Origin of the sequence: Serratia marcescens, from assembly GCF_029846115.1 — a bacterium.
GTDB classification, from domain to species: Bacteria; Pseudomonadota; Gammaproteobacteria; order Enterobacterales; family Enterobacteriaceae; genus Serratia; species Serratia marcescens_L.
Map to the genome: position 1 here is coordinate 3,190,376 of NZ_JARVZZ010000001.1, position 12,640 is coordinate 3,203,015.

General features: G+C 59.9%; 14 protein-coding genes. 8 read left to right on the forward strand and 6 right to left on the reverse strand.

Annotated elements, in window-relative coordinates; genetic code table 11:
* Positions 1 to 95: 95 nt before the first annotated feature.
* Positions 96 to 737 carry an NAD(P)-dependent oxidoreductase gene (locus QDT79_RS15110; protein ID WP_063989719.1) on the reverse strand — a complete coding sequence of 214 codons (642 nt, stop codon included), beginning with the start codon at positions 735 to 737 and terminating at the stop codon, positions 96 to 98.
* A 138-nt stretch (positions 738 to 875) separates the two neighbouring features.
* Here QDT79_RS15110 and QDT79_RS15115 point away from each other — a divergent pair, with 138 nt between their 5' ends.
* The 3 genes from QDT79_RS15115 to QDT79_RS15125 all read left to right on the forward strand — a co-directional run bounded on the left by QDT79_RS15115 (position 876) and on the right by QDT79_RS15125 (position 3,062).
* On the forward strand, positions 876 to 1,805 hold the full coding sequence (locus QDT79_RS15115) for a LysR substrate-binding domain-containing protein (protein WP_197816717.1): 930 nt from the start codon (positions 876 to 878) through the stop codon (positions 1,803 to 1,805).
* A gap of 21 nt (positions 1,806 to 1,826) precedes the next feature.
* Positions 1,827 to 2,066: a DUF1289 domain-containing protein gene (locus QDT79_RS15120; RefSeq protein ID WP_019455980.1), complete on the forward strand. Its 240-nt coding sequence runs from the start codon at positions 1,827 to 1,829 to the stop codon at positions 2,064 to 2,066.
* A 99-nt stretch (positions 2,067 to 2,165) separates the two neighbouring features.
* A complete protein-coding gene (locus tag QDT79_RS15125) occupies positions 2,166 to 3,062 on the forward strand; it encodes an aldo/keto reductase (protein WP_063989721.1) in 897 nt (298 codons plus the stop codon).
* A 61-nt stretch (positions 3,063 to 3,123) separates the two neighbouring features.
* Here the strand turns inward: QDT79_RS15125 and QDT79_RS15130 are convergent, their stop codons facing one another.
* Positions 3,124 to 4,968, reverse strand: coding sequence for a polyurethane esterase (locus QDT79_RS15130; RefSeq protein ID WP_308316668.1), 1,845 nt, complete (start codon positions 4,966 to 4,968; stop codon positions 3,124 to 3,126).
* A 241-nt stretch (positions 4,969 to 5,209) separates the two neighbouring features.
* Between QDT79_RS15130 and sodC the strand changes: the two genes are divergently transcribed.
* Entirely contained in the window at positions 5,210 to 5,731 is a 522-nt protein-coding gene (gene sodC, locus QDT79_RS15135) for a superoxide dismutase family protein (RefSeq protein WP_063989723.1), read from the forward strand.
* On the opposite strand, the gene QDT79_RS15140 is transcribed toward sodC, so the two are convergent.
* The 3 genes from QDT79_RS15140 to QDT79_RS15150 are packed head-to-tail and all read right to left on the reverse strand — an operon-like array spanning position 5,732 to position 8,869.
* Complete coding sequence (locus QDT79_RS15140) at positions 5,732 to 7,762, reverse strand: FUSC family protein (protein ID WP_149559686.1); 2,031 nt, start codon at positions 7,760 to 7,762, stop codon at positions 5,732 to 5,734. It lies immediately after the preceding gene.
* Positions 7,763 to 7,765: 3 nt separating this feature from the next.
* Complete coding sequence (locus QDT79_RS15145; RefSeq protein ID WP_130017992.1) at positions 7,766 to 8,629, reverse strand: efflux RND transporter periplasmic adaptor subunit; 864 nt, start codon at positions 8,627 to 8,629, stop codon at positions 7,766 to 7,768.
* Between the two features lie 3 nt (positions 8,630 to 8,632).
* A complete protein-coding gene (locus QDT79_RS15150) occupies positions 8,633 to 8,869 on the reverse strand; it encodes a DUF1656 domain-containing protein (RefSeq protein WP_074181202.1) in 237 nt (78 codons plus the stop codon).
* A 180-nt stretch (positions 8,870 to 9,049) separates the two neighbouring features.
* Here QDT79_RS15150 and slyA point away from each other — a divergent pair, with 180 nt between their 5' ends.
* Positions 9,050 to 9,481: a transcriptional regulator SlyA gene (gene slyA, locus QDT79_RS15155; protein WP_038874827.1), complete on the forward strand. Its 432-nt coding sequence runs from the start codon at positions 9,050 to 9,052 to the stop codon at positions 9,479 to 9,481.
* A 93-nt stretch (positions 9,482 to 9,574) separates the two neighbouring features.
* Here the strand turns inward: slyA and QDT79_RS15160 are convergent, their stop codons facing one another.
* Positions 9,575 to 10,039 (reverse strand): outer membrane lipoprotein, encoded by a 465-nt coding sequence (locus QDT79_RS15160; RefSeq protein ID WP_028128178.1) that lies wholly within the window; start codon positions 10,037 to 10,039, stop codon positions 9,575 to 9,577.
* 360 nt (positions 10,040 to 10,399) lie between these two features.
* Between QDT79_RS15160 and anmK the strand changes: the two genes are divergently transcribed.
* The 3 genes from anmK (at position 10,400) to pdxH (ending at position 12,611) form a co-directional block, all read left to right on the forward strand.
* Entirely contained in the window at positions 10,400 to 11,521 is a 1,122-nt protein-coding gene (gene anmK, locus QDT79_RS15165) for an anhydro-N-acetylmuramic acid kinase (protein ID WP_063989726.1), read from the forward strand.
* A gap of 45 nt (positions 11,522 to 11,566) precedes the next feature.
* Positions 11,567 to 11,869, forward strand: a complete 303-nt coding sequence (locus QDT79_RS15170; RefSeq protein ID WP_004931294.1) for an MliC family protein — start codon at positions 11,567 to 11,569, stop codon at positions 11,867 to 11,869.
* Between the two features lie 88 nt (positions 11,870 to 11,957).
* A complete protein-coding gene (gene pdxH / locus QDT79_RS15175) occupies positions 11,958 to 12,611 on the forward strand; it encodes a pyridoxamine 5'-phosphate oxidase (RefSeq protein WP_049201958.1) in 654 nt (217 codons plus the stop codon).
* The last annotated feature ends 29 nt before the right edge of the window (positions 12,612 to 12,640 follow it).

Genomic DNA, 12,640 nt, shown 5'->3' on the forward strand with positions numbered 1-12,640 from the left:
CCGGATGAAACTTAAGAAAACCTTAGAAATTCAGAATACTGGCGGCGGAGAATACGCGAAAACCGCCAGGCCGGGCGGCCTGGCGGTGGGACGGTTTAGTAGGCAGCGGTGAATTGCGCGCGAATAAATTGAGGTTTTTCAATCTCATCAACGATGGCGACCGCCAGGTCTTCCACCGAAATGCTGGCCGGCGCTTCGCCGTTCATCAGCAGTTGTGTGGTGCCGAGGCGGAACTGGCCGGTGCGTTTGCCCGGCTCCAGCAGGGCAGCCGGCGAGAGATAGGTCCAGTCGAGCGCCGATTCGTTGCGCAGTGTGTTGCGCAGATCGCGCACCGCCTGCGCGCCGGGGCGGATATTGTCCGGGAACTGCGGCGTATCCACCAGTTCAACGCCCGGCGCCACTTCCAGGCTGCCGGCGCCGCCGACCACCAGCAGGCGCTTGACGCCGGCCTGTTCGACCGCGGTGAGGATCTGTTGGGCGCCGCGGGTGGTTTTCTCATACAGGTTGTCTTCGCCCCAGCCGGGGTTGTAGGCGCTGATCACCGCATCCTGACCGCGCAATTGTCCCGCCAGCCAGGCGGTATCGGCAACGTCGCCCAGTGCGACGGTCAGATTGGCGTGCTCCGGCAAATCTTTTTTCTGGCGGGCGATCGCCGTCACCTGAATGCCGCGAGCCAGCGCTTCATCCACCACGCGGCGGCCAACAAAACCGGTTGCTCCAATAATGGCTACTTTCATCTGTATGCTCCTTCAGGAATGGGTCAGTCTCGTCATGCAGGCCGATGTGCCTGCTGCGTAGGATCTACTCTAGTCCTTAACAATAGCCGTGATTAGTGCCATATTCATGCTTTCTTGATTAAGTAAAACTTCATAATTGTGGATAAACTCAATCGAATGGCGGTGTTCGCCACCGTGGTGGCGGAGGGGTCGTTGGCCGGCGCGGCGCGGCGGCTGGGCATGACGCCGTCGGCGGTCAGCCAGCACATGCGTTCGCTGGAGAAGGCGCTCGGGGTGCCGCTGCTGCACCGTTCCACCCGCCGTCTGGCGCTGACCGAGGCGGGGGCGGCGTTTTACCCCGGCTGCGAGGCGATGCTGCAGCAGGCACAGCAGGCGGAGCAGCGGTTGGCGGAGCTGCGGGATACGCTGGTGGGCGAGCTGCGCATCGCCACCCCGGTCGGCATCGGCGGCCGATCGCTTGCGGAGGCGCTGGCACCGCTGTTGCAGGCGCACCCCAAGCTGACGCTGCGGGTGCTGGCGGACGATCGCATCGTCGATATGATAGAGCAGCGGGTCGACATTGCGCTGCGGGCCAACCGGCAGCTGGCGGACGCCAATATGATCGCGCACCCGCTGACGGCGTGGCCGATGGTGCTGTGCGCCGCGCCGCGTTATCTCAGCCAGCATGGGGTGCCGGAAAAACCGCAGGATTTGGTGCAGCACCGCTGGATCTCCAGTGGCTACAGCGGGTCCCATCTGGACTTGCTGCACCAGTCCGGTCAGCAGGTTAAGCTGCGGCTGGCGGAAGGGCAGATCGTCAGCGAGAGCATGAACGTGATGCGCGCCTTTACCCGCGCCGGGCTGGGCATTTCCATTCAGCCGCTGTATGAAATTGGCGACGAGCTGCAGCGCGGCGAGCTGTTGCTGCTGTTGCCAGAGTGGCGGCCGGCGGCGCTGCGGCTGCACGCGCTGACGCTCGAGCGCAACGTGCCGGAGAAAAGTCGCCAGGCGCTGCGCTATTTGCGCGACTATTTTCGCCGCAATGGCGAAAAGGGACTTGCCAGCGGCGGCGATGGCGTCTTCAATTAGCAAGAGAACGCAGGAGGCCCCGTGGCGCAGCAGCTTGAATTTTTCGACATCCCCAGCCCGTGTCGCGGCATTTGCCAGGCCGACGATCGCGGATTCTGCCGTGGCTGCCTGCGCAGCCGCGAGGAGCGCTTCGGCTGGATGAGCATGAGCGACGCGCAGAAGCGCGAGGTGCTGCGCCTGTGCCGTCAACGTTTCCTGCGCCTGCAACGCGCCAATAAAGCGCCCGACGAGCCGCTGCCGGAACAGCCGTCGCTGTTTTAACCTTTCCTGATCTGCCGCACGTTCGTGTGGCTTACCGCTTCCCTGTGCCTCACCGGCTTGTGTATGCTGGCTGACAACTAATGTCATGAGGTTTTCGCAATGGTAGAACGTATTCGTCTCGCGCCGCAGGGGCCTGAATTTTCCCGCATGATTTGCGGTTACTGGCGGTTGATGGAATGGGGCATGTCGCCGCAGCAGCTGCTGACGTTCATCGAACAGCATGTCGAACTGGGCGTCACCACCGCCGACCACGCTGATATCTACGGCGGCTATGCCTGCGAACAGGCGTTCGGCGACGCGCTGCGTCTGAAGCCGGCGCTGCGCCAGTCGCTGGAGCTGGTGAGCAAATGCGGCATCGCCACCACCGCCAAGCCCGGCAACCCGATCGGGCATTACATCACCGACCGCGATCATATCGTGCAGAGTGCGGAACAGTCGCTGCGCCATCTGCATACCGACTACCTCGATCTGCTGCTGATTCACCGGCCGGATCCGTTGATGGACGCTGACGACGTGGCCGAAGCCTTCGTCGCGCTGCATAAAAGCGGTAAGGTGCGCCATTTCGGCGTTTCCAACTTTACGCCTGCGCAATTCCAGCTGCTTCAGTCGCGTCTGCCGTTCTCGCTGGCGACCAACCAGGTGGAGATCTCGCCGATTCATCAACCGGCCATTCTCGACGGCACGCTCGATCAGTGCCAGCAACTGCGCATCAAGCCGATGGCCTGGTCCTGCCTGGGCGGCGGGCGTCTGTTCAACGATGCCGAGTTCCAGCCGCTGCGCGACGAGCTGCAGCGGGTGGCGCAAGAGATCGGCGCCGAGACCATCGAGCAGGTGGTGTACGCCTGGGTGATGCGCCTGCCGTCGTCGCCGCTGCCGATTATCGGCTCCGGCAAGATTGAGCGGGTGCGTTCGGCGCTGAAGGCACAGAAACTGGGGCTGACTCGCCAGCAGTGGTTCCGCATTCGCAAGGCGGCGCTGGGGTATGACGTGCCTTAAGGCGGAGCAAAAAAGAGGAAAGCCGGGCGGCGAAAGCGCCCGGCTTTTTTTACGCCGATCTTTAGGCCAACACCACCTGATCGGTGCTGAAGTGTTCGAGCGAGACGCCGATCAGCGTGACCTGGCTGTGGCCGAAGGCCAGCACCAGATCGTCGTTTTGCTGCGTGGCGTAGTCGCGGATATTCCCGCTGGCGCCTTCGGTGCCGATAAACACCAGCTTATCGGTGGCGTTGAAGCCATACAGCTGATCGCGGCCAAAGTCACCGCTGAACAGGAAGGTATTGCCGTTGCCGACGCCCTTCAGGATGTCATCGCCGCTGCCGCCGACGAAGGTCAGGTTGCCGCTGGCATGGCCGATCAGCGTGTCGTTGCCGGCGTTGCCGAACAGCCAGGCGTCGTGGCTACGGGCCTGCAGGACGTCATCGCCGTCGCCGCCGGCGGTGGCGGCGGCATAAGCTTTGAGGCCAGAGTCCGATTTCAATCCGGCGGCGGTCACTTGATGGTCCACCTCTTTGTTGAAGATAAGCCAGGAGGTTTCTTTGCTGCGCAGGGTAGCAATGTCGTCCGCCAGCGTAATGCCACCCTTGGCGTCGCGCAGATAAAGCGTGCTGCCGTCGTAGGCGACCTCGGTGTTTTTCAACGCCTGTTGGGTATCGAAGATATTGTGCCCTTTGCCGCCGGCGATCAGGTTATAGCCGCCTGTGTCGCGGAAGATATCGTCGCCGTCGCGGCCCTCGAGATAGTCGTTGCCTTTACCACCCTTGATCAGATCATTGCCGTCGCTGCCGATGATAAACGTCGGCCCGCTGTGCGTTTCCGCGTTGCGGTTCAGGTCTTCCACCCAGGTATTGCCGCGTGTCACGTTCGACAGGTTGGAGACGATGAGGGTCGAGTCTTTGTCGGTCAGCGAATAAAACTCGGAGTTCAGCACCCGCATCAGACCGTCCTGATAGAAGAACGGCAGGTGCGACAGCCAGGTCGGAATGTTGAGAATGGAAAACGGCAGCAGGTTCCAGGCGTCCGATGCGTAGTGGTCGTTGAAGTTGACGATATTGTTGGTGGCGGAGGTATGGGGCGCATCGTGTACGCCTAACGACGCCCCGGTCAGCGTGGTGCCGTCGAGCGCGCGGAACACCGGATCGTTCTCGTAGCCGATGTTGATCACCTTGCCGCCGGCTTCGTACTGGGTCGGCGAGGCGAAGGCGACATAGTTGGACTGCGCGTAGAAGCCCCCCCAATTGGCGTCGCTCTGCGCCGCCATGCTGTTGACCGCCAGCCCGCCGAGGCTATGGCCGCTGACCACCACGTCCTCGCCGCTCAGCCCGTGCGCCTGCGCGAACTTCGCCACGTCGCCCAGCAGATTGCCGAAGGCTTTAAGCGTGTAGCCGTCGGCGTAGCCTTTTGGCCCGAAACCGGCCAGCAGATCGTTAATCACATCGCCGATGGTATCGCCGATCAACAACTCGCGCGGGCCGCTGGTGCCGCGAAATGAGATGCCAATGGCGGTGAGATTGCCTTCGCTGTCATATTTGCCCAGCACCTCGGCCTGAGCGGTGGTGTAACCGGCGGTCTCGCCGTAGTAGGTGCCGCGCGCATCGGTTTTGCCGGCGTAACCCAGCTGCGCGGCGCTGATCACCGACCAGCCGGCGTTATTCACTGCCTCCTGCGCGGCCTGTTCGGAATCGGGGTTCCAGGGAATGCCGGGCAGGCCGCCCTGCGACTGAGTGCTGCCGATCAGCGCGGTGACCAGCGTCAGCGGCAGGCCCAGTCCGAAACCGGTCTGGTGATAGCCCTCATCGAAGCCGTTATCGATATTGTGGTAAGCGTAGGTAGAGATGGCCAAGGCGTCGGAAAACAGCGCCTTCGACGCATTTTCGTCCAGATCCTTATAGCTAAAGATGCCCATATCAGTTCCTTATGACGTATGCCGCCTGGCCTGGAAGTGAACTCTCATGCGTCGGCGGTGGAAACAGGGAAACAACGTTAGCCGAACGACAGCTGGTCAGAGGACCAACATCGGTAAAATTATTATTAGCACCAAGTATTAATAATGCGAATCAAATTGACGAGATTGTGCGTTGACTAACAGCGCCGCTGTTGGGGCTTCTATACTGAAAACTCAACATAGTCATTAAGGAGACTGATTGATGAAACGTTATTGGTATGCAGCGCTCGGCCTGATGGCGTGCGGCGCGGCTCAGGCGGCGACAACCGACGTCGAGATGCACCTGGTGACCGGGCAGGGGATCGGTCAGGATATCGGCAAGGTGGTCATCAGCGAAACGCCCTACGGCCTGCTGTTCACGCCGAGCCTGAAAGCGTTACCGGCCGGGGTACACGGTTTCCACGTGCATGAGAAAGGCAGCTGTGAACCGGGCATGAAGGACGGCAAAGCGGTGGCGGCGCTGGCGGCCGGCGGGCATTTTGATCCGCAAAAGACCGGGAAACACCTCGGGCCGTATGCCGACGGGCACCTGGGCGATTTGCCGGCCATCTATGTGGCCGCCGACGGCATGGCAAACTATCCGGTGCTGGCGCCGCGGCTGAAAAAAATCAGCGACATTGAGGGCAAGGCGCTGATGGTGCACGCCGGCGGCGATAACCATTCGGATCATCCACAGCCGCTTGGCGGCGGCGGTGAGCGTTTCGCCTGCGGGGTGATCAAGTGATCATCCGCCGCTAACGGCCGGTACGGCGGCGGGCTGGCCCATCGCCTGCTGCAACTGCTGCAGCGAGCAGTAGAGCCGCCAGATCAGGCCGGCCAGATCGCGCGCCGCCTGTTCCGGGTGGTGCGCCAACGCGTTGCTCATGCGCAGCAGCTCCTGCAGCGTGGCGTCCAGCGAACTGTGCTGCACGCCTTTCTCCGTCATGATGCCGCGCAGGCAGTGGATACAGACGTCGCGCACCGCCGACAGCGGATCGGAACGGGTCTGCCAGTCGCGCAGCTGCCAGACGATATGGCTGCAGTTGAGCAGCACCACGCCCCAGCGCAGCAGCCAGGTGCGGGCCTCCTGGTCCTGACTCTGATTGAGCTGGCTGATGCGATGATAGATCAGCGATTCGAACTGGCTTTCGCTCTGCTGCGGCCGTTTGCTCAGTTGATCGATAAAATCGCGCCGCAGCGCGCGGATAATGCGGCGGCTTTTGCGCTTGTCCGAACTGGGGCGCAGGATCTGAAACGCCAACCCGGCCAGCAGTACGCCGACGATTTTACCGATGTTGTCATTGATGAAGGACTGGTAGTCATAGCTCGGCGGATTGCTGACGGTCAGGAACGATCCCATAAAGACGATCAGCTGCCCCCAGAGCGCGGCATAAGGCGGATTCTGCAGCTTGAGCATTTGCATGGTCACCAGGATAGGGAACAGGAAGGCGCAGAACACCCAGAAGTCGTCAATCTGGATCATCAAACCGAATTTCACCACAAAGCAGGCGACCGAGAGCAGCAGCACCGCCTTGAGCAAGGTGCTGACGCTGTTGATCGGCGAAGGCGTGGAGGAGTAGAGCACGCAGCTGATGGCGGTGAGCGTCAGTGCCGCGCTGCCGGCGTCCCACTGCGTGTTGATCCAGTAGGCGCAGCCGATCACGATGCATAAAAAGGTGCGCAGGCCGTTATAAGCGGCTTCGTAGCTGTCGGTATGGCGCGCCAGCGAGGTGACACGCGGCGGCTGGAGATCGCTGACCGCCGTGGCGTTTTCCAATCGCAGCAGCCAGCGGTTGCAGCGCAGGTAAAGCCAGCAGAAATCGCGCAGCCGCAGCCAGAAGGCGCGATGGCGGTAGTCCGCAGCATCTTGCGGCGCGATCTGCTGGAGCAGGCGCGCCAAACGGTATTTATCGGTGGCGGGATCGCGCAGCTCGTCCAGCAGTTGTGTCAGCACCGGCATCAGATTGGCGGGGCGATCCGGCCAGTTCAGCAGCATGCGGCGCAGGCTGGAAATGACGCTGGTAATGCGCAGCTGCTGGTGCAGCAGGTAGTTGAGCAGGTTGTTTTGCCGCCGCAGCCGGTAGTGGCTCCAGAATGCCTGAATGCGTAGCAGGTTCATGGTCAGGATCTGGCCGATGACCCCCTCGTGCGAGGTGCGCATCTGCGCGGTGATCTCCGGCTGCCACAGCATGGCGGCGTGCTCCAGCAGGCGTAGCTGCATACGCCGCAGCGAGGTCAGCAGGGCTTCGCCGTCCGAGGTGCTGGGCAGAATCATCATCATCAATCCGCCGCACAGAATGCCGGTGATCACTTCGCAAACCCGCGCCTGCGCGATGTCGAAGATCTGCTGGGTATCGGTGACGTTGACCGTGCCGAAGGCGATGATGGCGGCGGTATAGCCCGCCAGCGCGAACGCGTAAGAGACGTTGTTTTGGTAATGGTTGGAGATATAGGTACACAGCCCGATCCAGGCGGCGATGAACAGCGTAAACAGCCAGGGATCGTTCAGGCAGTGGCCGGCGATTGCCACCGACGCGGCGGCACCCATCAGGCTGCCGAAGATGCGGCCGATGCTTTTGCTGATCACGCCGCCGATGGTGGGGAAGCTCACCACCGCCGCGGAGGTGAGCGCCCAATAGGGTTCGTCGAGCTCGAGCACGAACGCCACCCACAGCGCGAGACACATCGCCAGCGAGTTGCGCAGCGCATAGCGCCATTGGCCGCCGGTCGCCTTACCCCAGGGGGTGCGGCTCCACTCCAGAAAAGGCAGGTTCACACTTTAGTTCCGCTGATGAATCGAAATGGTGCAGGTGGTGCCGGCGACCAGCGTCAAATCGGCGGGCACGTTGAGCAATTTTATCCGTACCGGCACGCGCTGAGCCAAACGCACCCAGGGAACATTAGGCTTAACGTCCATTAATAGATCGTTGCTGCTGTCGACGCTCTGATCGTAAATGGCGCGGCCGATGCTCTCTACTTCCCCTTGCAGCGGCGTGTTGCCGTTATATAAAACGATGTCCGCTTTATTGCCTTCTTTTATATGCTTCAGCTTGGTTTCTTCGAAATAACCGAGCACATAAAACGAATGCACATCCACCAACGCCACCAGGGGCGTACCGGCGTTGGCGTAGTTTCCGACTCGCGCTTGCAGGTTGGTGATATAACCGTCGGTTGGCGCATAAATTTTGGTTTTGCTCAAATTCCATTTGGCCTGTTCCAGGTTGGCCTGGGCGGCTTTATAGGCGGCCTTCATTGCCTGAGCGGCTAAATTCGACGCGTCCAAATCTTCAGCGGAAATAACGTTACGCGGCAAACCTCGACGGCGGGCGGCCTCGTGGTCCGCTTTGGCCAGATCGGATTGCGCTTTTGCCACTGCGGCCTCGGCATTGTCCAGCGCAATCTGGTAGGGCACCGGGTCGAGGGTAAAAATCAGACTTCCCGCAGGTACGAACTGATTGTCATTCGCGCTTATTTTCTCTAATCTTCCAGAGACTTCAGGGGTGATATTGACGAGTTCGGCGCGCACTTTTCCATCACGGGTCCATGGGGATTGCATATAATAATTCCAGAGCCACCAACCGGCGCAGACGGCAATGGCGCAGACGATCACCGTAGAGAAGTATTTTAATGTTTTACGCTGCATGGGTTACCAACTCGCTAAAATCCATAAGGAACCGCTGACGGTCAGAACGAAAATGGACAGGTCCATCAACATGGGATGCCAGATTTCACCGGAATACATCCAGTCCCTCAGCACCTGATGAATCAGCAGCCATAAGACCAGTCCTAGTAAAAAAGCTTTAAATATAGGTGGAAAATAAAGCGATGCCCCCAGGACCAAATCGGGCAAGGGGGATGAGGTGTGTAACCATGATGTATTCACATTAACAATCCCTAAGGGTGAATATGTTGAATATTTGCATAACGATTAAACAATAGCGGCTAAAAATAGTGGCTATTTCCACAATATACATTATATACATTTGTGTTTTTAATGTGAGTTACCCAAAATAGTCTAAACTCTGGGAGGTAATGTTAGCATGCTAATTATAAGGAGGGGGAAGTGGAGTCAACATTAGGTTCAGATTTAGCACGATTAGTTCGTGTTTGGCGCGCGCTCATCGATCATCGGCTCAAGCCGTTGGAGCTGACCCAAACGCACTGGGTCACTTTGCACAATATCAATCGTTTGCCGCCGGAGCAGTCGCAAATCCAGCTGGCCAAAGCGATCGGTATCGAGCAGCCGTCACTGGTTCGTACGCTGGACCAACTGGAGGAGAAAGGGCTGATCACGCGCCACACCTGTGCCAACGATCGCCGCGCGAAGCGCATCAAGCTGACCGACGCGGCCGATCCGATCATCAGGGAAGTGGACAGTGTGATCACGTCTACACGCAGTGAGATTTTAAGCGGCATTACCGCCGATGAAGTGCATCTGTTGGTAGGGCTGATTGGCAAGTTAGAACAAAATATCACCGAACTGCAGAACAAATAATAATATTCTTATTTTTCTACGATTACAGTTTCACAGCATCAGAAATAAAACCGGAGGCGATTGCCTCCGGTTTGCCGTTTGTCGCCGACTGACTTACAGCGGAGAGACGGTGATGGTGTCGCCCATGCGCGCCATGCGCACGCGCTGGCCTGGGCTGAACTTGGTGTCGCCCGCTTTCTGTACCACCACGATGTTCTCTTTCTGGTCGGTTTTGATCTCCAGCTCGTAGCCGGAGGTACGGCCAGCTACTTCACCGATGCTGTTGCCCGCCGCGCCGCCGGCGATAGCGCCCGCCGCGGTAGCCAGCGTACGGCCGGTGCCGCCGCCAACGGTGTTGCCCAACAGCCCGCCAATCACCGCGCCGCCGATCATCCCCATGGCGTTGGAGCCTTCGCCGCCCTGAATTTTAACCGGACGCACGGAAACCAGCGTCCCGTAGGTGACGGTTTGCACCTGCTTGGCCTGCGAGGACGAGTAGACATCGCCGGACATGGATTCATTGGCACAGCCAGCCAGCGTAACGGCGGCGACGGCAACGACGAGAAGACGCTTGATCATATAAAACTCCTGATGGTAGTAGTCCATAACCTGGCAATGCTCTCCAGGCAAGATTCAGTGAAAATGATAGACAAAGTATGGCTGAAAGTTGACGCACCGCCATGCTTCATCGCTGTATGCAGCTTAACTTTTCTCTGTTCAACCAATAATAAACCGCGGTTTACCTTTATGACAGCCTTGGCGACATTCCGTCGCCTGTTATGGCACGGTTTAACACATCACCCGTGCCACAGCGGCGCCAAGGGGGCATCTGGCTCACGGAGCGTAAAAAAAGCATCATAATTCATGGCGTTAATCCGGCAATTCTGGTTTATTTGTCAGGATAAATTTTGCTTACCGCGCGGGTTAGAGGATGTTGCTATGAAGTCAGGCCGCTATATAGGTGTCATGTCCGGCACCAGTCTGGACGGAATCGATGTGGTATTGGCCGCGATCGACGATCGCATGGTGGCGCAGCAGGCCAGCTATAGCCATCCGATGCCGATGACGTTGAAAAAAGAGATCCTGGGCATGTGCCAGGGGCAGCAAACCACGCTGGCCGCCGTCGGCCGGTTGGACGCGCAGTTGGGCACGTTGTTCGGCGAGGCGGTACTCGGCCTGCTGAAGCAAACCGGCATCGACGCCGAACAGATCACCGCCATCGGTTGCCACGGCCAGACGGTGTGGCACGAGCCGGAAGGCGACGCGCGTTTCTCGATGCAGCTCGGCGATAACAACCGCATCGCCGCGTTGACCAATATCACCACCGTCGGCGATTTCCGCCGGCGCGACATGGCCTACGGCGGGCAGGGCGCTCCGCTGGTGCCGGCGTTTCATCAGGCGCTGCTGGGGCATCCCGTCGAGCGGCGCATGGTGCTGAACGTCGGCGGCATCGCCAACCTTTCTCTGCTGTTGCCCGGTACGCCGGTGCGCGGTTTCGATACCGGGCCGGGCAACATGCTGATGGACGCCTGGGTGTGGCGCCACCGCGCGCAACCTTATGATCAGGACGGCGGCTGGGCCATGCAGGGGCGGGTTTGTTTACCGCTGTTGCAGCAGATGCTGGCGGATCCATACTTCGCGCTGCCGGCGCCGAAAAGCACCGGCCGCGAGTATTTCAATATCGCCTGGCTGGAGCGGCAGCTGGCCGGATTGCCGGCGATGGCGCCGGTCGACGTGCAGGCCACGCTCACGGAGCTGACCGCCGTCAGCATCAGCGAACAGGTGCTGCTGGCCGGTGGGTGCGAGCGTCTGTTGGTGTGCGGCGGCGGAGCGCGCAACACGCTGCTGATGGCGCGCCTGTCTGCGTTGCTGCCGGGTACGGAGGTCGGTCTGACCGACGATTTCGGCGTCAGCGGCGACGATATGGAGGCGCTGGCGTTCGCCTGGCTGGCATTTCGCACCTTGTCCGGCCAGCCCGGCAATCTGCCTTCAGTGACCGGCGCCAGCCGTGAAACGGTGCTGGGTGGGATTTATCCGGTTTTGCCATTGGGGGGCCGTTAGCTCTGTTAGGATAGCCTGTGAAGGATTTTTCTAAGGAGCAACAGCATGAAAAAAGTCATTTTCGTCGCCGGCGCGCTGGCGCTGTCCGGCTGCAGCTATATCCTGCCGCAAAGCAGCCAGACGATGCACTACCAGTGCGGCACTACGCCGCTGACGGTGGCGCTCGACGGCAAGGCGAGCGAAGTCAGCCTGCTGATGGATGGCGAGCAGCTGCATCTTAAGCAGGTGCTGGCGCTGACCGGTGCCAAATACAGCGACGGCAAATACACTTTTTGGTCGAAAGACCGTAACGCCTATCTTGAGCGCAACGGCAAGGTAGTCATGAGCGACTGCGTGTTGACGGAGTGAAGGTCGGCGGCGGCGTCGGAGCGATTGAGTTCCTGACGCCGCAGGCGCAGAATGTAACGACGGATTTTTCAGTTGGTCGATAACCCAGATGATTGAAAAGAATGAGTTTGATGTTGCGGACCTGCGCCGTGAATACACCCGAGGCGGCCTGCGCCGCAACGATCTGACCGCCAATCCGCTCGAACTGTTCGAGCGTTGGTTGAAACAGGCCTGCGACGCGCGCCTGGCCGATCCCACCGCCATGTGCGTCGCGACCGTCGACGAACACGGCCAGCCTTATCAACGCATCGTGCTGCTGAAGCATTTCGATGAGCAGGGGCTGGTGTTCTACACCAACCTCGGCAGCCGTAAGGCGCAGCAGCTGGCGCACAACCCGCATATCAGCCTGCTGTTCCCCTGGCACATGCTCGATCGTCAGGTGATTTTCCTTGGCCAGGTGGAGCGTCTGTCGACCCTCGACGTGCTGAAGTATTTCAACAGTCGCCCGAAAGACAGCCAGATCGGCGCCTGGGTATCGCAGCAATCGTCGCGCATTTCCGCACGTGGCGTGCTGGAAAGCAAATTCCTCGAGCTGAAGCAGAAGTTCCAGCAGGGCGAGGTGCCGTTGCCGAGTTTCTGGGGCGGATTCCGCGTGAAATTCGACTCCGTCGAGTTCTGGCAGGGCGGCGCCCATCGCCTGCATGACCGTTTCCTGTATCAGCGGGACGGGAATGACTGGAAAATTGACCGACTGGCACCCTGAAGACGGAAAATCCCCTCTAAGCGCTGGTG

Excerpts from the sequence above, each read along its gene's own strand:
- QDT79_RS15110 (WP_063989719.1), bottom strand. The coding sequence starts at position 737 with ATGAAAGTAGCCATTATTGGAGCAACCGGTTTTGTTGGCCGCCGCGTG.
- QDT79_RS15125 (WP_063989721.1), top strand. The coding sequence starts at position 2,166 with ATGGTAGAACGTATTCGTCTCGCGCCGCAGGGGCCTGAATTTTCCCGC.
- QDT79_RS15130 (WP_308316668.1), bottom strand. The coding sequence starts at position 4,968 with ATGGGCATCTTTAGCTATAAGGATCTGGACGAAAATGCGTCGAAGGCG.
- sodC (WP_063989723.1), top strand. The coding sequence starts at position 5,210 with ATGAAACGTTATTGGTATGCAGCGCTCGGCCTGATGGCGTGCGGCGCG.
- QDT79_RS15145 (WP_130017992.1), bottom strand. The coding sequence starts at position 8,629 with ATGCAGCGTAAAACATTAAAATACTTCTCTACGGTGATCGTCTGCGCC.
- QDT79_RS15160 (WP_028128178.1), bottom strand. The coding sequence starts at position 10,039 with ATGATCAAGCGTCTTCTCGTCGTTGCCGTCGCCGCCGTTACGCTGGCT.
- anmK (WP_063989726.1), top strand. The coding sequence starts at position 10,400 with ATGAAGTCAGGCCGCTATATAGGTGTCATGTCCGGCACCAGTCTGGAC.
- QDT79_RS15170 (WP_004931294.1), top strand. The coding sequence starts at position 11,567 with ATGAAAAAAGTCATTTTCGTCGCCGGCGCGCTGGCGCTGTCCGGCTGC.
- pdxH (WP_049201958.1), top strand. The coding sequence starts at position 11,958 with ATGATTGAAAAGAATGAGTTTGATGTTGCGGACCTGCGCCGTGAATAC.